Genomic DNA, 20473 nt, shown 5'->3' on the forward strand with positions numbered 1-20473 from the left:
ACTGTCACTGCTGCCCGAAGCTTTGCTTTGGTTGAAGTTGCCCGAAGCCTCCCAGGCAGTGCCTAAGGAAACTTGTACACGTACGCCGGCGCCGGTTTGTTTGTTGTCCTGTTCGGTATGGTCTTGAACACTTTCGATGTTCAGGCGGCCTTTTACATCGGCATCAATGCGGCGGGCAGTGGCTGTAGCCCCTTTGAGAGTGGCTTGCCAATTCGATTTTATTAGCTTGGAGGGTCGTGTGATCGTGTGTTTGGGCAAGATAATGGTTTTTACCTTTGCTGCCACCCACTTCGCCGTAAACATAAACACCGGTTTGCGCGCCTACGGAGACGCCTACACCCACTGATGCACCAAGGCTGCTATTTTTTCCATCGGCGGATTGGGAAGATTGGCCAGATTCGAGTATCAAATCTTTGGCTGAATCTAAGCGGAGGGTTTCAGCAGCTTGGGCTTGGGTGTTTTGAAGGTGGATGTTACCTTCGGTAGAACGGATATTGAGGTTACCACCGGCATTCAAAACATTGGCTTGGCTTTGGTTTTGGCTTTGGTCTTGGCTGCTGTTGGCAGTTTTAAAGCCGAAACCTACTTCTGCTTTGGCTAATGCGCCGCCGCTGGTAGCGGTATTGTAGGCAGAATAAGCTTGTGCACCTGCAGCCAGTGTTTGCAGCGCCTGCGTGCGGTCGTCTGCTTTACTCTTCACCGCGCCTTCGGCAGCGTTTATCAGGTCGATCAGTGGAGAAGATACTTTGGCAAAGGTACCAATTTTAACGTCGCGCTCGGATTGGTGGCTGTTGTTGCGATTGTGGTCGGCCAGAACTTCAACGCTTTTTGCTGTAATATTGATGTCTTTGGCGGCCACCACATTAGCTACCTGCTGGGTATAGTTGCCACCAGCCTGCATATTGACGTTGCCGCCCAAGCTCCCAACTTGGGATTTAATCTGTTCAACTTGATCACTGTTACTATCTTTTCGGTTTTTCATCCACCCAGCAAAGTGTTCGGTATCGGAAATTACCGCAGTGCCGATGCCGCTGGTGATTTGACGTTCTGCTTGGATTTGATTGTTTTGGCTGGAACGGATATTGATATTGCGGCCGGCAGACAAGGTAGTATCATCTTGCGCGGCAACGCTGCTACCGAAGATGTTGATATCAGCTTTTTTCGCTTGCAATACGGCCATACCACCAGCGGACAATTGTGTGCCGATAGCTTTATCGAGATTGCCCTGTGCATTGCCACGGTCATTAAACGTCCCTGCCGGAATCAATTCTCGGTTATCTATACTGAAGCCGCTGCGCTTACGGGAACCGTGTTGATCGGCGGTGTTGCGAGCAACATCCAACGTTATACTTTCTGTTGCCGAAAGCAGGATATCGCGTTCGGCAGCCAGTTTTGTCCCTTCACTTCTGATACTACCGCCGTCGGCAACAATGTTTAGGTTGCCTTGCGCAGAAACGGCCGTTACCACTGCTTGCGTATCTTCTTGATGACGATTTTCCGTAGTCTTTTGGCGACCACCGTTGATGACGATAGGAGTAAAGGCTGCTGTGGATGCCTTTGCTCCGGCATCGGCGCGTTGCAAGGTCTCTTACCCACTATGCTATTGCTGTAGCCACTGCCTTGCATATTGCGTTTGTAATTAGCTTTGGCAGCATCAATGGGATTCAGGGTTATGCCCATGGATAGACCTGATTGTTTTTGTTCGATATGGTTGTTGTTATTTGTTTCCGTGTATCCTGTATTTAAAGCAACATCACGTCCCTGTAGGTGCATATCGCCACCTGATGCCAGTATCGCAGCTTTGGTGTTTAGGGTTCGTTCGGCAACAACTACGGTATTACCTTGTTTACTACCGACTTGGGAGGTTGTCAGGGTGGTGACAGTTTGGTCTTGGTTGGATCTTGCGGAAGCTTTAGTGTATCCGACACTTAAGACACCGTCGCGGAAGCCTCCACTCAGACCCGACTTTTTATATTCGTGTGTTTCAGCATCAAAATGGCGATTGGAAGCTGCTTCTATCTGGATATCCCTACCCGCTTTTAAGACATTGTCATTATCAGAAATAAGGTTGCTGCCGCGTACATTGATATCCTGCCCGGCTGCAACGATAATTTTGCCACCGCCGATGTTGCTGCCGACTGCTTCATCATGACTGAAGCGGTAGCGGTCGTGTGTTTTGGTACTGGAAAGGATGCCTTTGCTTTTCCCGCTTACAGCGGCGTCCAATTCGGTTATTTGGCGTCCTTCGCTGATATTGACATCACGTCCCGCGGTAAGGACGGTTTTGCCCTCTTCGGTCTCCAGTTCACCTTGACGGATTTTTAAGTCGTTGCCGGCTCTAAGTATTGCGCCGTTTTGCGTGCGGATACTGCTGCCAACTCTCAACAGTGGCAAAGCCGTTATCAACCGTACGCAGCGCATGATCATCATACAAAGAAAGATAGAGTGCCGGTACCCCCTCATTATAGGTACGTTCGGGAATCAGTTTGCCGTTTTCATCTTCAACAGCATCCACCAAGTGGTCTACCCAAATCGGATGGTCTTCGGTACAGAACAAATAGCCATATCCCACTGATGGATAATCCGTTTCTTCTCCGCCGATTTAAAAGTGGAAACCACGCGCTTGTACACATTTTCGGCATCGGGATTGTTTTCATCTCGTGATAGCACCCTATCGCCAACCTTAATTTTATTGATGGGAACCAAGCCTTTATAGGTATGCACCAATGTTCCCGCCATAAAGCAGGCATGTTGCGCCATATCTTTTTCAGACGGCCTGGTATCGGATATTTTCTGATGCAGGTCATAGAGCAATTTGTCTGTTTCTTTCGAAATCAGCATATCGATTCTCCTTTCTATTATTTTCTTGCAAAACATTTCCTAAATTACCTTTTATTTTTAGCTATTTTATTTATTTTACAGCGCATTACCTTCATTTTAGTAGTCCGGTATAGCAGCTAAAATCTAAGTCAGCGCTAAATAAGTTGAAGGAAGCATGTACAGTATAAACGGGATTTGGCGGAGTTTCAGTTACCCGCCTAATGCAATTACCGATGAAAATCCAATGCAATCATAGCTAAAAACAAACAGAAAACGAACTACCCCGAACGAATTGTAAAGACAAATTAACAAAGCAATACTGAATACAATTTATTGATTTTAAGAGATAAAAAATAAACCCTTACTATTTTTTTAGTAAGGGTTTACTGGAATCTGGCACGCCCACGGGGAATCGAACCCCGGTTACCGCCGTGAAAGGGCGATGTCCTAACCGCTAGACGATGGGCGCGGATAAAATAAATTTTCTTTGGCGCACCCGGAGCGATTCGAACGCCCGACCCTCTGGTTCGTAGCCAGATACTCTATCCAACTGAGCTACGGGTGCGAGAAAGATGCGGATTATAGGGATGCAAAACCAAGCTGTCAATATTTTCTGCTGAATATTTTTCTAAAAAAGGTTAAAATCCGCCGTTTTGCTTGAATATAAAAAGAATTTAAATGATGGATACCACGCGTTGGCCTCAACTTGCAGCCGCTTTTTCGGCTTTCAGACGGCCTGTCGTCATCATCGATTTGGAAGCCACGGGCGGTAATCCCTATACGGACCGCATTACTGAAATTGCCTTCCTCCGCTTCGACGGCAACGGGGTTTCAAGCTACCGCCAACTGGTGAATCCCCAACGGAACATCCCCGAATTCGTCAGCAACCTGACCGGCATCGACGATGAAATGGTGGCCGATGCGCCGCCGTTTGCCGACTTGTCGGACGATTTGCTGCCCCGGCTGCGCGGCACGCTCCTATTGGCGCACAACAGCAAATTCGACTATACCTTCCTGCGCCACGAATTTTCCCGCTGCCGGCTTTCTTACGCCGCGCCCACACTCTGCACCGTCCAGCTTTCGCGGCGGCTCTATCCGCAGTTTTTCAAACACAATTTGGACAGCATCATCGAACGCCATCAGATTGCCGTCAGCTCGCGCCACCGTGCCATGAACGACGTATTGGCACTAGCAGACTATTTGGAGCTGACGGCGGCCAGCCATGGCATCCTGCCTTTTGTCGAACAAGGCAGTGCGCTGACCCTCCCCAAGCTGCCGCCTGTCGGGCTGCATCCCGAACTGGCCGGGCAGCTGGATGCCCTGTCCGACGGCGATGGTGCCCTGCTGTGGCTGGATTCAGACGGCCTGCCGCTGTATGCGGACGCACACGCCAAAACCTTTCGCGAAGCAGTGGAACTGCTGCACCGAAATCCTGCCCTGCAACGGGCAGCATCGCTGCGCTTCCTGCCGGCCGTCGGCCCGCTGCATGCCTTGATGCTCAAAGCCAAACTGTCGGCCGAACACGGATTCAGGCCGTCTGAAAACGATGTACGCCCGACAGATTACTTTACCGTCCGCTTCCATCCAAACGAAAAAGGCAAACTTCAAGCGCAAATCCGCCCGCTTTCAGACGGCCTCTATTCCGACCGCCCCAACGGACTGTTTCTGCACAAAAAAGCAGCCAAGCGCGCACTGGATGCCTGGGCGCGCGAACAGCAATTCTGCCCGGCCGAACTGAATATCCTGCCGCCGGGCTATGACAGAAACGCCCCTTGTCCCGTTGCCGCCATCGGCCGCTGCCAAGGGCAATGCGGCAACATCGGGGAAGCTGCCCGGCAACGGCAGCGCATCGAAACGGCTGCCCGCCTGCTGCCCGTGGCCGACTGGGGCAAGGCGCACCAAATCGAAATTTGCGAAACGGATACGTTAAACGGCCGGCGGCTTTCCTTCCATTGTGCCGGCGGTGCACTGCAAATGCCCGACGGCTCTTGGTATTTCGACCGAAAACTGCCTGCCGTGTTCAAAGAAAAATTCAGGGCGCACAGGAACGACATCGCCGTTTCCTTCTGAAAACGACAGGCCGTCTGAAAGGGTGGTTTCAATCAAGTTACAACCGGTGGCAGTTGTACTGAAACCACTTTTTCAGACGGCCTTTATGCCATAGATTTTCAGACGACGTTTGAGGCCGTCTGAAAGTTTGAAGTTTTCCGTAGGTCGGATTCTCGAATCCGACATTACTTTAATCGTATTCAATAGAAAAGTCCGGATTGCCGCCACCCCAATTATGCGGATAAATACCCTGTTTGACATAACGGTGAAACGTAGAAAACCGCCAATCGGAAATTTGTCCTACATGTCCATGTTTGACCGGATTGAAATGCAAATAATCAAAATGGCAGGCAAAATCGGCCTCATCACGGATAGTATGTTCCCAAAAGCGTTTTTGCCAAAGCCTGAGATTGCCGCCGATTAAATATTGGCTGTGCCGCTTGATTTGCCGCCAGCGTTCCGAATAAGCAGAATCATTGTCCGGCAGCCGCCATATGGTATGCAGATGGTCGGGCATCAACACCCATGCCAAAATTTCAAACGGATACCGTTCGCGCACCACCATTACCGCCTGCCGCAAAGCCAAACGCACCGCATCATCGGTCAAAATCTTCTGCCGTTTATTGGTTACAACCGTAAAAAAGTAAGTGCCGCCATTGCGGTAAAAACGACGGTATTTCATAGTGTTATGCTCGGAATGATTTTGTAGGTCGGATTCTCGAATCCGACATTTTGGGCATTGCTGCAATGGATTGCAACGACGGGAATGTTAAAGGTTTTGTCGGATACAAGTATCCGACCTACGCTTGCTAGGATTGTTTAGGGAGCAATTTAATACCGGCTACTTCCAATCTTTCCTCCGGTCGCCCTACCATAAAATCCCAACCATCTGGCATTTTACTCTTCAATCCTGCTCCCGATTTAGCATCTAAGTATCCAGCCTCTTCCAGAGTAATACGTGCTACTTTCCAATTTTTCTGAAGTGCTGTAGCTAATTCTTCATCAGAATAATCTTTTTGTTTAATCAATTTATCTAACTCATCAATCATATAAGAGCAGGGAACTACATGCTCGAGACGACATCGATCTGTAGTAGCTGCTGCTTTTTCTGACTCCCCCAAAAACACAAAAGAATCTTCTTTGTGCAACATATGTTCAAAAATTCTTGAATTGTACCCAAGACGAATTTGATTGGTTTCATTTTGGAATTCAATTAAGTTTCTGAAATGTTTAATTAATAACAAACAAGTTTGAAAGACAACTTCTTGAGTCCGTTTTTCTAGATTTTCCATTACATAATCCTTTCTAAAATTTCAAATATTAAAATCATCACTCCGCCCCAAACAACAACCCTTCCTTAATCCCCCGAATCCTATCCCTCAACACCGCCGCTTCTTCAAACTGCAAATCCCTAGCCGCCTGCTGCATGGCTTTTTCCAGTTTGGCGATTTCTTTAATTGCGTCTTCTTCATTGTGGATTTCGCCGACTTTAACCTTGTTTTTGCCTTTCAGACGGCCTTTGCCGCTGTCTTCTTCGTGGTACACGCCGTCGATGATGTCTTTGACCTGTTTTTTAATCTGTTGCGGCACGATGCCGTGTTCTTCGTTAAATTTAATCTGTTTTTCGCGGCGGCGTTCGGTTTCGTCGATGGCGGCTTTCATGGAGTCGGTGATTTTGTCGGCGTACAGGATGGCGACGCCGTTCACGTTGCGCGCGGCGCGGCCTATGGTTTGAATCAGGCTGCGGTGAGAGCGCAGGAAACCTTCTTTGTCGGCGTCGAGGATGGCGACGAGGGAGACTTCGGGGATGTCCAAGCCTTCGCGCAAGAGGTTGATGCCGACGAGTACGTCAAACAGTCCGAGCCGCAAATCTCTAATGATTTCAACGCGCTCGACGGTGTCGATGTCGCTGTGCAGATAGCGCACTTTGATGCCGAGTTCGCTGTAATAGTCGGTGAGTTGCTCCGCCATGCGTTTGGTGAGGGTGGTAACGAGCACGCGTTCGCCTTTTTGAATGCGGTCGTTGATTTCGCTCATTAAGTCATCAACTTGGGTGGCGACGGGGCGGATGATGATTTGGGGGTCGACCAGCCCTGTGGGGCGGACGACTTGTTCGACCACTTGTCCGGCGTGTTCTTCTTCGTATTTGGCGGGGGTGGCGGAAACGAAGACGGTTTGCGGCATGACTTTTTCAAATTCGTGGAATTTGAGCGGGCGGTTGTCGCGGGCGGAAGGCAGGCGGAAGCCGTAATCCACGAGGTTTTGTTTGCGCGAGGCGTCGCCTTTGTACATGCCGCCGATTTGGGTAACGGTAACGTGGCTTTCGTCGATGAACATGATGGCGTTGTCGGGCAGGTAGTCCATCAGCGTGGGCGGCGGTTCGCCTTCTTTTTTGCCGGAGAAGTGGCGGGAGTAGTTTTCGATGCCTTTGCAGAAGCCCATTTCGTAGAGCATTTCGAGGTCGAAACGGGTGCGCTGTTCGATGCGTTGTTGCTCGACGGGGCGTTGTTCGCGGGCGAAAAATTCGATGCGTTCGCGCAATTCTTCTTTGATGGACTCGCAGGCGCGCAAGACGGTATCGCGCGGGGTAACGTAGTGGCTGGACGGGAAGACGGTGTAGCGGCCGACGCGCTGGTGCAGGCTGCCTGAAAGCGGGTCGAACATATCGAGACGGTCGATTTCGTCGTCAAACAGGCTGATGCGCAGGGCATTTTCGGAGCTTTCGGCGGGGTACACGTCAATCACGTCACCGCGCACGCGGAAGCTGCCGCGTTTGAAGTCCAAATCGCCGCGTTCGTACTGCATGGAAACGAGCGTGGCGATGATGTCGCGCTGCTCAATGGTGTCGCCTTCTTTGACGGACAACACCATTTGTTGATACTCGGTCGGGTCGCCGATACCGTAAATGGCGGACACGGTGGCGACGATAATCACATCGTCGCGCGTCATCAGGTTTTTGGTGGCGGAAAGGCGCATCTGCTCGATGTGTTCGTTGATCGCGCTGTCTTTTTCGATGAACAAATCGCGGCTGGGCACATAGGCTTCGGGCTGGTAATAGTCGTAGTAGGAGACGAAATATTCCACCGCGTTTTCGGGGAAAAACTCGCGCATTTCGGCGTAGAGCTGGGCGGCAAGGGTTTTGTTGTGCGCCATGATGATGGCGGGGCGGCCGCTTTGCGCAATGACGTTTGCCATGGTGTAGGTTTTGCCCGAACCGGTTACGCCGAGCAGGGTTTGATAGGCCAGGCCGTCTGAAAGCCCTTCGAGCAGGCCGGCAATGGCGGTAGGCTGGTCGCCGGCGGGCGGGAAGGGTTGGTGGAGTTTGAAGGGGGAATTTGGGTATTGGATGACTTCCATATTGCCGCCTGTACTGTTTTCTAGTTCGGGGAAAAGGGAAATTATAGCAAGCGGCTCGCGTATTGGCGTTTTGTCTTTATGGGGCGGAATGAAAAATCCGCCGGGTTTCGGCGGATTTGGTCAGTTGATGGGATGAGGCCGTCTGAAAACGTTGCGCGGCGGGTTTTCAGACGGCCTTAAGGTTAGGATTTGATGGCTTTGTCGGCAATATCTTTGCGGTATTGCATGTCTTCGAAATGGATTTCTGCCACGGCCTCATATGCTTTGGCTTTGGCCTGTTTCACGTCGTCGCCCAAACCGACCACGCACAACACGCGCCCGCCGTTGGTTACCGTGTGGCCGTCTGAAACCGCCGTTCCGGCGTGGAAAACCTTGCCGATTTTATTGGCGGCTTCCACGCCTTCGATGGCGTCGCCTTTGCGCGGGCTGTCGGGATAGCCGGCCGCAGCCAGCACCACACCGACGGCGGTTTGCGGGTTCCATTCCGCTTGTACCTTATCCAAACGGCGGTCTAAAGCGGCTTGCACCAAATCGGCCAAATCGCTGTCCAAACGGCTCATGATGGGCTGGGTTTCGGGGTCGCCGAAGCGGCAGTTGAACTCAATGGTGCGGGGCGCGCCGTTTTCGTCAATCATCAAACCCGCATACAGGAAGCCGGTAAATTCGCAGCCGTCCGCCGCCATGCCGCGCACGGTGGGCAGGATGATTTCGTCCATTGTGCGGCGGTAGACTTCGGGTGTAACCACCGGGGCGGGGCTGTACGCGCCCATGCCGCCGGTGTTCGGGCCTTGGTCGTTGTCGAGCAGGCGTTTGTGGTCTTGGCTGGTGGCCATGGGCAGGACGTTTTCGCCGTCCACCATCACGATAAAGCTGGCTTCCTCACCCTGCAAAAAGTCTTCGATGACCACCCGCGCACCGGCGTTGCCCATCTTGTTGCCCAACAGCATGTCGTCGATGGCGGCGTGCGCTTCTGCCAAAGTCATGGCGACAATCACGCCTTTGCCCGCCGCCAGGCCGTCGGCCTTGATGACGATGGGCGCGCCTTTCGTGTCCACATAATCATGCGCCTGCTGCGCGTTGTCGAACGTTTGGTAGCCGGCGGTGGGAATGCCGTGCCGTTTCATAAACGCTTTGGCAAAATCTTTCGAACTTTCCAACTGTGCGGCGGCACGGGTCGGGCCAAAAACAGGCAGTCCGGCGGCGCGGAAATCGTCCACAATGCCTGCCGCCAGCGGGGCTTCGGGGCCGATAATGGTGAAGGCGACGTTTTCTTTCCGGCAAAAGTCGATTAGGTCGGTATGCGCCGTCAGCGGCAGGTTTTGCAGCTTGGGTTCGGGCGCGGTGCCTGCATTGCCGGGGGCGACGAAGACAGTGGCGACTTTGGGCGACTGTGCCAGTTTCCAGGCCAGTGCGTGTTCACGGCCGCCGCTGCCGATAACGAGCAGTTTCATGGGGATTCCTTAAATTGATTCGGGTTTTTCGGAAAGGGACGCCGGATGTGCCGGAGCCTGTCGTATGGAGGCCGTCTGAAAAAGTGTCGTTGGGTTTTCAGACGGCCTCGGATTCATTTGCCTCAAAATCAAACCTTATGGTTTGCTTAAGGCCGTACTTGGAGCGACCATCAGCATCAATAACCGAAGTGTCGGCCAAACATTAAAGACGGAATCTTAACATTTTTGACCGTATCGACCAATCGGCCAAAAGCGGGAAGGCCTCAATATTTCCCTTTAGGCCCTATCGGCATTTACTTTTCCAACTGCTCAGCAACGCTTCGAAAACTCATCAAAGCCGCTTCGATATTTTCAATGATTTCATCGGCTAAAATATCGGGGGCGGGCAGATTGTCCAAGTCGGTTAAAGAATGGTCTTTCAGCCAGAAAATATCCAAGCTGGTTTTTTCTCGCTGATTGATTTCATCGATACTAAATTTACGCCAGCGTCCGTCGGGATTGTTTTCGGCATGATAGGTTTCCGCGCGCTTTGAACGGTCCTCAGGGCAATAGCAGGTAATAAAATCCTGCAAATCAGCCAACTGCATCGGTTTTTTCTTCAGCGTGTGGTGTACATTGGTGCGGTAGTCATACACCCAAACTTCTTGGGTAACGGCTTTTTCCTGTGCGGGGCGGTTATCAAAGAACAACACATTTGCTTTCACGCCATTGGCGTAGAAAATACCTGTTGGCAAACGTAAAATCGTATGCAAATCAGTCATCTGCAATAGTTTCTTACGCACGGTTTCGCCTGCGCCGCCTTCAAACAGCACATTATCGGGCACGACCACCGCCGCACGCCCGTTGTTTTTGAGCATGGTGTAAATATGCTGCAAGAAGTTGACTTGTTTGTTGGAAGTGGTTGCCCAAAAGTCTTGGCGGTTATAGACAAAATCTTCGGTTTCGGCTTCGCCCTCGGCATTGGTAATGGTCATGCTGCTTTTTTTGCCGAACGGCGGATTGGCTAAAACCAAGTCCACTTTGCGTGCGCTGGGTGCAACCAAGGAGTCATCGGAACTAATCGGGCTATCCCCGTCCATTTCGCCGATGCCGTGAAAAAACAGGTTCATCAAACACAAACGTCGGGTATTGGCGACGATTTCATTGCCGAAAAACGTCCCTTTTTTTAACCGCTCTTTTTGGTCGGTGTTTAGATTGGCGTGTTTTTCCAAATAACTGTATGCCGCCAATAAAAAGCCGCCGGTGCCTGCTGCCGGGTCGGCAATCAGGGTATCTGCCTGCGGGCGGACGCATTCGACAATTGCTTGAATCAAAGCGCGCGGCGTAAAGTATTGCCCCGCGCCTGATTTGGTATCTTCGGCATTTTTTTCCAAAATGCCTTCGTAAATATCGCCTTTCACATCCACGCCCAAGCGCGTCCATTTGGTTTCATCAATCATCGCCACCAAACGGGATAATTTGGCCGGGTCTTGGATTTTGTTTTGCGCCTTGGCAAAGATTTGCCCAAGCAAGCCTTTACGCATACTTAAATCACGCAGCAGCGCAAGATAATGACTTTCCAATTCCGCGCCCGTGCGGTCGGTCAGACTTTTCCAGTTGTATTCTTCCGGAATGCCGACATCACGATTGTAGGGCGGCTGGCTGTATTCAAACGCCATCTTTAAGAAAATCAGATAGGTAATCTGCTCCAAATAGTCGCCGTAGCCCACGCCGTCATCGCGCAGCATATGGCAGAAACTCCAAACCTTTTGGACGATGGCATTTGAAGTGTGATTTTGCGTTGTAGTCATATTCGTTTTGCTCTAAACACATGATTTTGGGTGATACAGTTTGGTATTTGATTCTCCCAAATCCAACCTCGCCCCAATTTATCCCTATCTCCACCTTCATTAAATAACACATCTCCCAATCTCAAACTATATTTATCAAAATTTTCTGCCTCAATCTGCATTTCTTTAATTTCTTTTAAGTCCAAATAACCACGTTGTACATTTCCCACACGCAAATAATTAACTGTAATTGGATTTTCTAATTTTCGGCTAGCACTTACAGACATTCCCGAACCAATATCTGCAATATTTTCTAATTTCACTACCCCCCCACCCATTCGGCAAATCTGCAAAATTTTCTTCAAATTTGACCGCTTGTGTCGGCGCTTTGGGTTTGCTCGGTTTTTTCCCTTCTTTTCCATTTTGTTCCCATTGGCTGACGGCTGTTTGCCAGTCGGCAAGCTGTTGGGCGTGGTGTTGTTCTCGGGTCGTCTGAATTTGGGCGAGCAGTTCGTTTTCAGACGGCAAGGTGTCTGCGTGCTTGCTACGCCATTTTTTGGTGAGCTCGCCGTTAAAGGCGTTTTTAAGCAGGGATTGGCGGTATTGTTGGATTTGCTGCGCTGCGGTTTTTAGACGACCTATGCCTTCGTCGATTTCGTCAAACAGGCTTTCGATTTTATTGACGATGGCTTGTTGGGTTTCTTTGCTGGTTGGGTAAAAAAAAGGAACGCCTTTTAACACTGTTTGGCTGATATTTTGTTGTGTTCCACCTTTACCCATAGAAATTAATTGACTTCTAATGGATAATAAATAATAAAAAAGAAATTTATTCAAAATATATTCAGGAATTTTTTTTGTAAAACAGATTGCCTGATTAGTCGCTAGCGGTATGGTGTTAATACCCAACTTCCCTATACTTCCATAAATTGCAATTAATACAGCACCTTGGGGAACTATTTTGGCAGAACTTTCCTGTAAACCAAGTTCTGTGATTTTTTTTCTGCATAACTAACCAAACCATCATTTAAATCACTAATGTTCAGCCAATGAATCGAACCATTCTCATAATAGGCCGGAACGCCTGATTTAGGTGTACCACCTGAACTCCATTCAAATTCAGCACCAAGAGTAGTTTTCTTCCACTCTTTCGGTAATTGCTGTTCTATGGTCATTGTTATGCTGTCCATTGTCGGTTAATCTCGTTTAATAGGGTGTTAAAGTCTTGGTCGTTGGCGACAACTCCGCTCAATACATCATAGGCTTGCCCTAAGCCGCCGTGTTGGTTGAACGGGGTAAGTTCAAAGTCGTTCCCTTCGATGGCAAAGGAAGTGATGATGTGGTCGCGAATCATGGTCAGCCATTGCATTTGCTCTTCGGTCAGCGGTTTGTCGGCGCGGGCGTTGTGTTCAAACGTCCATGTTTGGAAGTTTTTACGCACGGTTTTGCTAAACGGGGTGATTTTGTCATCAATGCCAATCACTCGGCGAACAAGGCTGACTAAGGCGGTGAGTTCGCTTTCTACCTGTTCGCTGACGTTATCCAAACGCGCGTATGCCTGCCAGATATGAGTAAATGCCAATTTCGGTTTGGCTTTTTTGATGGCGGTTGCCAGCTCTTTAATCATCGCCAGGCTTAAGGCTTGGCGTTGATAAGGCTGGTTATAGAAAATCTGCAAGGCGGTGATTTCGTCTTTGTTGCTGCGTATCCATTCGGCAAAATCTTGGGTCAGGGTTTCATCATTTTCTGCCCAGCCTGCGTGGATGACTTCATCAATCTCGGCGTCAATTTTCTGCTCGTTTTGTTTGCGGATGTCGTCCAACGTGGTGATGAGTTCCATGGAAAGCGGACGTGCGGCGGCTTTGACGCGCTGTTTTTGTATCTGTAAAACGGTTTTTTCAGACGGCATCTCATCAATGGAAATGCCTTCTTGCTCGCAGGCTGCCCGATGGATTTCATCGGCATTGATGGCGTGAAACAGGTCTTTGACCAATTGCGGTAATGGGACGCCGCCTGTGATTTCGGTAATCTGCTGCTGTTGTTCGTTATCCAGCTGTTTGTTTAAACGGGCAAGGCGTGCCGCCAGTGAGCTGATGCTGTCGCTATCAAATGCGCCGCCGAAGACGACGGCTTTGCCCAATTCGGAAAAGCTGACCGAACGTTTGGTGTCTAATTGTTGACTTGCCGTTTTGAGCCATTTGGTAACACCGATGGCATCGACAATCACATAATGGGTTTTGGCTGATGATGCGGAAGGGCTGACTTTTTGCAGGCCTTCTTTATCAAGCGTGCGTGTGCCGCGTCCTTTCATTTGCTCGAAATAATTGCGGCTTTTGACATCGCGCATAAACAGCAGGCATTCAAGCGGGCGGACATCGGTTCCCGTGGCAATCATATCGACGGTAACGGCGATGCGCGGGTTATAGCTGTTGCGGAAATTCGCCAAGACGGTTTTGGGTTCTTCGCCTTGTTCGATGACTTCGCCGTTCTCTCCCACAATATCGTCTTTGGCTTTGTAAGTGATTTTTTTGCAAAATTCGTTGCCTTGCCCGAACTCTTCGCGAACCATTTTGATGATGTCGTCGGCGTGGCTGTCGTTTTTGGCAAAAATCAAGGTTTTGGGTACTTCTTGACGATTTGGGAACATCACCGGTAAATGGTCGCGGAAAGTACGGATAATGGTGCGGATTTGGCTTGGATTGACAACATCCCTGTCGAGTTGCTTGGCGGTATAGTCTTCATCGCTATCTTGCTGCTGCCAGCGTTTGCGGCGTGTGGTGCGTTCGCGGTGTTCGACCAGCTCTTCAGCTTTGAATTTGCCGCCATCCAGGCTGATTTTGGTATTAATCAGATAGACTTCATTGCCTACGTTTACGCCATCGGCAACGGCTTGCTCGTGGCTGTATTCGCTGACGACATTTTGATTGAAAAAGCCAAAAGTGCGGTTGTCCGGTGTGGCGGTTAAACCAATCAGATAGGCATCAAAATAATCCAACACTTGCCGCCAAAGGTTGTAAATGGAGCGATGGCATTCATCGATAAAGATAAAATCAAAAAATTCGGGTGGCAGATCCGGTTGATAGGCAACGGGCAACGGTTCTTTTAAGCGGTTTTCCCATTCTTCCAATTCCATACTGTCATCCGGTATCGCCAGATCTTCCCCTTTTAATAGCGAATACATGCGCTGAATGGTACAAATGCAGACTTCTACGCCGTTGGGAATGTGCGGCGATTTAATGACTTGAGCGTTGTAGAGTTCGGTAAATTTGCGGTTGTCGTCAGACGGGGTAAAAACCAACATTTCCTGCTCGGCCTGTTCGCCCAAGTTGACGGTGTCGACTAAAAATAAAATGCGGCGCTTGCCTGTGTATTTGAGCAAACGATACATAATGCTAATGGCGGTATAGGTTTTGCCTGCGCCTGTGGCCATCTGAATCAAGGCGCGCGGCAAATCTTTTGCCAAAGAGTCTTGCATATTTTCGATGGCGGTTAATTGGCAATCGCGCAATCCTAACGCCGCTGCAGATAGATGGTTAGGATTGAGTGCCGGTATGGCTTTAAGTTTGGCGCGCAGGGTGTTTTTGCCTTCGTTTGCCCATTTTTGCAATGTCTCTGGGCGATGAAAATGGAATACTTCACGGGCACGCGGCGCGGGATCGTTGCGGTTGGTAAAACGTGTTACTACGCCCGTGCTTTCATATAAAAAGGCAATCTCTGCTTGCTGAATATAATTAAGTTCGCTATCGGCATAGCGTGCGCTTTGCTCTTCCACCGTATTAAGCTTATGGCCAAAGTTTTCCGGCTTGGCTTCAATCATGGCAACCGGATCGCCATCAACAAACAACAGATAATCTACCGGACCGCTGTCGGTTGGATATTCACGCACCGCCACACCTAAACTGCTGTTGCGATTAAAGTTCTTCACCGACTGTATCGCCCAGCCCGCCTGCTCCAATTTTTGGTCGATGATGTCGCGGGCTTGCTGCTCGGGGTGTTGGTTGTAGGTTGTCTGTTGAGTCATATACTCTCCGGATGGCGCGGTTATTTTTACAAAAATATAAAACAGGGTTTTGATTATATTCAATTCAGCCGAATCGGATAATCAAAATCAGGAAATATTTAACTTGAACTAGGGTTCCCCTCCTATTCGGCATAAGCATTCCTTAACGGCGGCATTGTCGTCATATCGTGCCTTTCAGACGGCCTATCATCAAAGCGTGTACAATCCCACCCCATTATGAGTGAAAAAAACTGTTTCCACTGCGGCCTGCCCGTTCCCGATGGTACCCATTTGCCGATTGTCTATGAACAGCGGGAAGAGCCTGCCTGCTGCGCCGGCTGTCAGGCTGTGGCGCAGGGCATTATTGATGCCGGGCTGGGCAATTATTACAAGCAGCGAACTGCCGAAGCGGAGCAGGCCGGGTTGCCTCCGCCCGAGATTCTGGCCCAACTGAAACTGTACGACCTGCCCGACGTGCAGCGCGAATTTGTCGAAACGCTGTCGGAAAACGAGCGTGAAGCATCGTTGATGCTGGGCGGCGTTACTTGCGCCGCCTGCGTCTGGCTGATTGAACAGCAGCTATTGCGGCAAAGCGGTATTCTGTCGGCCGAATTGAATTACAGCACGCTGAAGGCGCGAATCAAGTGGGACGACAGCCGGGTAAAACTCTCCGACATTTTGCTGAAAATCCGTCAAACAGGTTATTTGGCCTCGCCTTACGACGCGCACAAGGCAGACGAATCGGCGCGGAAAGAACGTAAAAAGGCCATCGTCCGCCTGGCCGTGGCCGGGATGTGCATGATGCAGACCATGATGTTTGCCCTGCCGACCTACCTGTATGACGATATCGAGCCGCAATTTCTCACTATTTTGCATTGGGGAGCATTTTTAATGGTGCTGCCCGTTATCTTTTTCGCCGCCGTCCCGTTTTATCGCGGCTGTCTGCGCGATCTGAAAAACCGCCGCCCCGGCATGGACACGCCGATTGCGTTATCCATCTGGCTGGCTTTCGGTGCCGGCCTGTACGCCCTGTTGCGGAATGCAGGACAAGGAATGTATTTCGAGGGTTTGGCCATGCTGGTGTTCCTGCTTTCACTGGGGCGTTTTATGGAACAGTCCGCACGGCGCAAAGCAGGGGATGCGGCGGAAAGGCTGGTCAAACTCGTACCTGCCTTCTGCCGCAAACTGCCGAACTATCCTGAAGACGAAACGGTTGAAGAAGCCGCCGTGGTACAGCTTCAACGCGGCGACGTGCTGCTGGTGAGAGCGGGCGAAGTGATACCTGCCGACGGTTGCATCCTGACAGGTGAAAGCGAAGCCGACGAAGCCATGCTGACCGGTGAAAACCTGCCCGTACCCAAACAGCCGGGCGATAAAGTTACCGCCGGCACGCTCAACACCGCCGGCCCGATCATCATCCGTGCAGACGGCGTGGGCGGCGATACGCGTTTGGCGCACATCGTCAAACTGCTCGACAAAGCCTTATCGCAAAAACCGCGTTTGGCCGTTTTGGCCGACCAATACGCCTCGCGCTTCGTGTTCGGCATGATTGCCTTCTCACTGCCCGTCTTCATCGGCTGGTGGTGGTATAGCGACATCCATCAGGCCTTATGGATTACCGTTTCACTGCTGGTCATTACCTGCCCGTGCGCCCTGTCGCTCGCCACACCCACCGCCCTGGCCGCATCCACGGGCAAGCTGGCCGCGCAAGGCGTATTGGTGGCCGGCCCGCAGGCTTTGGAAACTTTGGCCGTTGCCACCGATGCCGTATTCGACAAAACAGGCACGCTGACGGAAGGCCGTCTGAAAGTAAAACAAACAATCTGCCTAGGCAGCCTGACAGAACAACAGGCGGCACAAATCGCACAAACGCTCGAAGCCCAATCCGAACACCCGATTGCCCGCGCCATCGCCGCCCTACCCTTTTCAGACGGCCTCCATATCGAGCCCGGACAAAGGCTGAACCGCGTCGGCCACGGTGTCAGCGCGATGCTGGCCATCAACGGTCAAACCGACCTCTGGCTGCTGGGCAAACCCGAATACGTCGCCGAAACCGCCGGCAACCTGCCCGATACCGTTACCGAGGCAAAACATACGGGCACACTCATCACCCTCGGCAACCGCTACGGTTTTGAAGCCGTTTTCCTGCTTGAAGACCAAACCAAATCCGGCATCCCGCAAATGGTTGCCGAATTGAAACAACAAGGGTTAACCGTCCACCTCCTCAGCGGAGACCGCCAAGCCGCCGTGCAATCGCTGGCGCAGAACCTGCGTCTGGACGCATTCCGCGCCGAAGCCGTTCCGGAAGACAAACTGGCCTATGTCGAAACCCTGCAACGGCAGGGCAAGAAAGTGCTGATGGTGGGCGACGGCATCAACGACGCACCCGTTTTGGCCGCCGCCGACGTATCCGTTGCCGTGGCGGGCGGGGCCGACGTTGCCCGTGCAGGTGCAGACATCGTATTGCTGAACGACGATATGGCCGTGATTCCGCAAGCGGTAAACCAAGCCAAACGCACCGCCGCAATTATCCGTCAGAATCTGATTTGGGCAGCCGCATACAATCTGATCGCCGTCCCGCTGGCCGCAGCAGGATTCGTTACCCCCTGGCTGGCCGCATTAGGCATGAGCGGCAGCTCCCTGTTGGTATTAGCCAATGCGCTGCGCTTAAGGAAACATGGCAAACCGGTTTAATTTCCGATTTGATTTCCGACTGTGCCGCATCAAAAGCTGAAGGCCGTCTGAAAACACGCTTGACAGACGCTTAGTAAAACAAACCGATGCGGCATTGCCCTCCTTGCCCGAATGCAAGCTAATCCGCCGCCAATCCAAATCAAAAAACAGTGAAACCAAAAATATGGGGCTGACAATCGTCAGCCCCATTATGAATCCGGTTTGAAACCCGATTATTTATTTACAATATTTCGCTACTTCTTGATTGAAACGCTGAATCAATGCTTCACGCTTGTCGGTACGCGCATTTTGCGCAAAAGACAAATTCATCTGTGCGGTTTTACAGTTTGCTTCTTGCGCCTGTTTATTCTGCTCTTCAATTTCTTTATTGCGTTTTTCAGCTTCTTTATTCTGCTGTGCAATCTGCTCGCTCACTCTGGCCTGTTGTTCAGCCAAAGACGGTGTAGCATTAGGATCACCGACGGTTGTAACGGAAGCGGGCTGAACGGTCGAATTCACCGGCGGCGTTACTTTGTTGGTACGGATGTTGATAATGGTAGTGTCTGCAGGTATCAATTTATAGGGGACATCGGAATAAGTATTGACACCCCGCTTGTCTTTCCAACGGTAAATATCGGAAGAAACGGAAGCTGCGTAAACGCTGCCGGACACCAACAAGCTGCCCAACAACAAAACTTTGGCAATTTGAGTAATGTGCATAATTCGACTCTCTCTTTTGTATCGGTATGAATGAATAAGATTGTACTGTATTTACCCTTATGCTGCCATGTTATCGTCTGTACTGCCGCCAAATCTGTTGGGGCGGCGCGGCAAATTTGATACAATGGCGTGCATCTTGCACAAACTGAAAGTTGAAAGCATCATGCGCATCGTAGAAAAAGCCTACACCTTCGACGACGTTCTGCTCGTTCCCGCCCATTCCCAAGTGCTGCCGCGCGACGTTTCCCTCAAAACCAGACTCACCCGACAAATCACCCTCAACCTCCCCTTGCTTTCCGCCGCTATGGATACCGTAACCGAAGCCCGTTTGGCCATTTCGATGGCTCAGGAAGGCGGCTTGGGCATCATCCATAAAAACATGTCCCCCGACATGCAGGCCAAAGCCGTGGCTAAGGTAAAACGCCATGAAAGCGGCGTGGTCAAAGACCCCGTTACCGTCGCACCCAACGTCCTTATTCGCGAGCTTTTGGAACTGCGCGCGCAACGCAAACGCAAAATGTCCGGCCTGCCGGTCGTGGAAAACGGCAAAGTGGTCGGCATCGTAACCAACCGCGACCTGCGTTTCGAAACCCGCCTCGACCTGCCGGTTTCCGCCATCATGACCCCGCGCGAACGCCTGGTTACCGTAGCCGAAGGCGCGAGCATCGAGGAAGCGCGCGAACTGATGCACCAGCACAAAGTCGAACGCGTTTTGGTCTTGAACGCCAACGACGAACTCAAAGGCCTGATTACGGTTAAAGACATCATCAAAACCACCGAATTCCCCAATGCCAACAAAGATGCCGAAGGCCGTTTGCGCGTCGGCGCGGCAGTCGGCACGGGGGCGGACACGGAAGAGCGCGTCAGAGCGTTGGTGGCCGCAGGCGTGGACGTGATTGTGGTCGATACTGCGCACGGCCACAGCCAGGGCGTACTCGACCGCGTGAAATGGGTAAAGGAAAACTTCCCCGAAGTACAGGTTATCGGCGGCAATATCGCCACTGCGCAGGCGGCACGCGATTTGGCCGCTGCCGGTGCGGACGCGGTCAAAGTGGGCATCGGCCCGGGTTCCATTTGCACCACGCGTATCGTGGCCGGCGTGGGCGTACCGCAACTGACGGCGATTCACAACGTTGCCGAAGCCTTGAAAGGCACCGGTGTGCCGTTGATTGCCGACGGCGGCATCCGTTTCTCGGGCGACATCGCCAAAGCCTTGGCTGCCGGCGCGTCATGCGTGATGTTGGGCGGCATGTTTGCCGGCACGGAAGAAGCCCCGGGCGAAATCGAGCTGTACCAAGGCCGTTCGTACAAATCTTACCGCGGCATGGGTTCGCTGGGCGCAATGAGCCAAGGCTCTTCCGACCGCTATTTCCAAGACAAACAGGAAAGCGCCGACAAATATGTGCCCGAAGGCATCGAGGGCCGCGTCCCCTACAAAGGCCCGATTGTAAACATCATCCACCAGCTCACCGGCGGACTGCGTTCCAGCATGGGCTATCTGGGCTGCGCCACGATAGACGAAATGCACGAAAAAGCGGAATTTGTCGAAATCACTTCCGCAGGCATGAACGAATCGCACGTTCACGACGTACAGATTACGAAAGAAGCACCGAACTATCACCGCTAAGGTAAAGTAA

Annotated in this window: 15 protein-coding genes, 2 tRNA genes and 2 pseudogenes; 3 read left to right on the plus strand and 16 right to left on the minus strand. The window is 51.3% G+C overall.

Annotated features, from left to right (window positions below):
• Positions 1 to 147 precede the first annotated feature (147 nt).
• From BM261_RS12895 to BM261_RS07490, 6 genes and pseudogenes are all read right to left on the minus strand, one after another.
• A pseudogene (locus BM261_RS12895) lies at positions 148 to 1468 on the minus strand (hemagglutinin repeat-containing protein); the annotation flags it as partial.
• A pseudogene (locus BM261_RS07475) lies at positions 1462 to 2379 on the minus strand (hemagglutinin repeat-containing protein); the annotation flags it as partial. The pseudogenes BM261_RS12895 and BM261_RS07475, both read right to left, overlap by 7 nt.
• Entirely contained in the window at positions 2339 to 2557 is a 219-nt protein-coding gene (locus BM261_RS12900) for a hypothetical protein (protein WP_240317924.1), read from the minus strand. The gene BM261_RS12900 and the pseudogene BM261_RS07475, both read right to left, overlap by 41 nt.
• Positions 2524 to 2841, minus strand: a complete 318-nt coding sequence (locus BM261_RS12760; protein ID WP_074897038.1) for a Hint domain-containing protein — start codon at positions 2839 to 2841, stop codon at positions 2524 to 2526. Before BM261_RS12760 ends, BM261_RS12900 begins: the two co-directional genes overlap by 34 nt.
• A gap of 373 nt (positions 2842 to 3214) precedes the next feature.
• Positions 3215 to 3289 (minus strand) — tRNA-Glu (locus BM261_RS07485).
• A 19-nt stretch (positions 3290 to 3308) separates the two neighbouring features.
• A tRNA-Arg gene (locus tag BM261_RS07490) sits at positions 3309 to 3385 on the minus strand.
• A gap of 113 nt (positions 3386 to 3498) precedes the next feature.
• Between BM261_RS07490 and BM261_RS07495 the strand changes: the two genes are divergently transcribed.
• Positions 3499 to 4890, plus strand: a complete 1392-nt coding sequence (locus BM261_RS07495; protein WP_074897040.1) for a 3'-5' exonuclease — start codon at positions 3499 to 3501, stop codon at positions 4888 to 4890.
• 169 nt (positions 4891 to 5059) lie between these two features.
• Here BM261_RS07495 and BM261_RS07500 read toward each other — a convergent pair whose 3' ends face one another.
• The 9 genes from BM261_RS07500 to BM261_RS07535 form a co-directional block, all read right to left on the minus strand.
• Positions 5060 to 5551, minus strand: a complete 492-nt coding sequence (locus BM261_RS07500; RefSeq protein ID WP_074897042.1) for an REP-associated tyrosine transposase — start codon at positions 5549 to 5551, stop codon at positions 5060 to 5062.
• A gap of 127 nt (positions 5552 to 5678) precedes the next feature.
• Entirely contained in the window at positions 5679 to 6161 is a 483-nt protein-coding gene (locus BM261_RS07505) for a hypothetical protein (RefSeq protein WP_003710116.1), read from the minus strand.
• 37 nt (positions 6162 to 6198) lie between these two features.
• Entirely contained in the window at positions 6199 to 8226 is a 2028-nt protein-coding gene (uvrB, locus tag BM261_RS07510) for an excinuclease ABC subunit UvrB (RefSeq protein WP_074897044.1), read from the minus strand.
• Between the two features lie 182 nt (positions 8227 to 8408).
• A complete protein-coding gene (gene purD, locus BM261_RS07515) occupies positions 8409 to 9677 on the minus strand; it encodes a phosphoribosylamine--glycine ligase (RefSeq protein WP_074897046.1) in 1269 nt (422 codons plus the stop codon).
• A gap of 293 nt (positions 9678 to 9970) precedes the next feature.
• Positions 9971 to 11467 (minus strand): class I SAM-dependent DNA methyltransferase, encoded by a 1497-nt coding sequence (locus BM261_RS07520; RefSeq protein WP_074897048.1) that lies wholly within the window; start codon positions 11465 to 11467, stop codon positions 9971 to 9973.
• A complete protein-coding gene (locus tag BM261_RS12465; protein ID WP_143095759.1) occupies positions 11464 to 11769 on the minus strand; it encodes a restriction endonuclease subunit S domain-containing protein in 306 nt (101 codons plus the stop codon). The genes BM261_RS07520 and BM261_RS12465 overlap by 4 nt, the downstream gene beginning before the upstream one ends.
• On the minus strand, positions 11717 to 12439 hold the full coding sequence (locus BM261_RS07525; RefSeq protein WP_083426670.1) for a restriction endonuclease subunit S: 723 nt from the start codon (positions 12437 to 12439) through the stop codon (positions 11717 to 11719). Before BM261_RS07525 ends, BM261_RS12465 begins: the two co-directional genes overlap by 53 nt.
• Complete coding sequence (locus tag BM261_RS07530) at positions 12400 to 12618, minus strand: restriction endonuclease subunit S domain-containing protein (protein WP_074897052.1); 219 nt, start codon at positions 12616 to 12618, stop codon at positions 12400 to 12402. The genes BM261_RS07525 and BM261_RS07530 overlap by 40 nt, the downstream gene beginning before the upstream one ends.
• Positions 12619 to 12620: 2 nt before the next feature.
• A complete protein-coding gene (locus tag BM261_RS07535; protein ID WP_074897055.1) occupies positions 12621 to 15464 on the minus strand; it encodes a type I restriction endonuclease subunit R in 2844 nt (947 codons plus the stop codon).
• A gap of 216 nt (positions 15465 to 15680) precedes the next feature.
• Here BM261_RS07535 and BM261_RS07540 point away from each other — a divergent pair, with 216 nt between their 5' ends.
• Entirely contained in the window at positions 15681 to 18137 is a 2457-nt protein-coding gene (locus BM261_RS07540) for a heavy metal translocating P-type ATPase (RefSeq protein ID WP_074897057.1), read from the plus strand.
• Positions 18138 to 18353: 216 nt separating this feature from the next.
• On the opposite strand, the gene BM261_RS07545 is transcribed toward BM261_RS07540, so the two are convergent.
• Positions 18354 to 18836: a DUF4124 domain-containing protein gene (locus tag BM261_RS07545; protein WP_074897059.1), complete on the minus strand. Its 483-nt coding sequence runs from the start codon at positions 18834 to 18836 to the stop codon at positions 18354 to 18356.
• Between the two features lie 163 nt (positions 18837 to 18999).
• On the opposite strand from BM261_RS07545, the gene guaB reads away from it, so the two are divergent.
• Positions 19000 to 20463 (plus strand): IMP dehydrogenase, encoded by a 1464-nt coding sequence (gene guaB / locus BM261_RS07550; RefSeq protein ID WP_074897140.1) that lies wholly within the window; start codon positions 19000 to 19002, stop codon positions 20461 to 20463.
• Positions 20464 to 20473 lie beyond the last annotated feature (10 nt).

This window comes from Neisseria elongata subsp. elongata, from assembly GCF_900113545.1.
Classification (GTDB): Bacteria; Pseudomonadota; Gammaproteobacteria; order Burkholderiales; family Neisseriaceae; genus Neisseria; species Neisseria elongata.

Coding starts and splice junctions, on each gene's coding strand:
- BM261_RS12760 (WP_074897038.1), bottom strand. CDS start 2,841: ATGCTGATTTCGAAAGAAACAGACAAATTGCTCTATGACCTGCATCAG.
- BM261_RS07495 (WP_074897040.1), top strand. CDS start 3,499: ATGATGGATACCACGCGTTGGCCTCAACTTGCAGCCGCTTTTTCGGCT.
- BM261_RS07500 (WP_074897042.1), bottom strand. CDS start 5,551: ATGAAATACCGTCGTTTTTACCGCAATGGCGGCACTTACTTTTTTACG.
- BM261_RS07505 (WP_003710116.1), bottom strand. CDS start 6,161: ATGGAAAATCTAGAAAAACGGACTCAAGAAGTTGTCTTTCAAACTTGT.
- uvrB (WP_074897044.1), bottom strand. CDS start 8,226: ATGGAAGTCATCCAATACCCAAATTCCCCCTTCAAACTCCACCAACCC.
- purD (WP_074897046.1), bottom strand. CDS start 9,677: ATGAAACTGCTCGTTATCGGCAGCGGCGGCCGTGAACACGCACTGGCC.
- BM261_RS07520 (WP_074897048.1), bottom strand. CDS start 11,467: ATGACTACAACGCAAAATCACACTTCAAATGCCATCGTCCAAAAGGTT.
- BM261_RS07530 (WP_074897052.1), bottom strand. CDS start 12,618: ATGACCATAGAACAGCAATTACCGAAAGAGTGGAAGAAAACTACTCTT.
- BM261_RS07535 (WP_074897055.1), bottom strand. CDS start 15,464: ATGACTCAACAGACAACCTACAACCAACACCCCGAGCAGCAAGCCCGC.
- BM261_RS07540 (WP_074897057.1), top strand. CDS start 15,681: ATGAGTGAAAAAAACTGTTTCCACTGCGGCCTGCCCGTTCCCGATGGT.
- BM261_RS07545 (WP_074897059.1), bottom strand. CDS start 18,836: ATGCACATTACTCAAATTGCCAAAGTTTTGTTGTTGGGCAGCTTGTTG.
- guaB (WP_074897140.1), top strand. CDS start 19,000: ATGCGCATCGTAGAAAAAGCCTACACCTTCGACGACGTTCTGCTCGTT.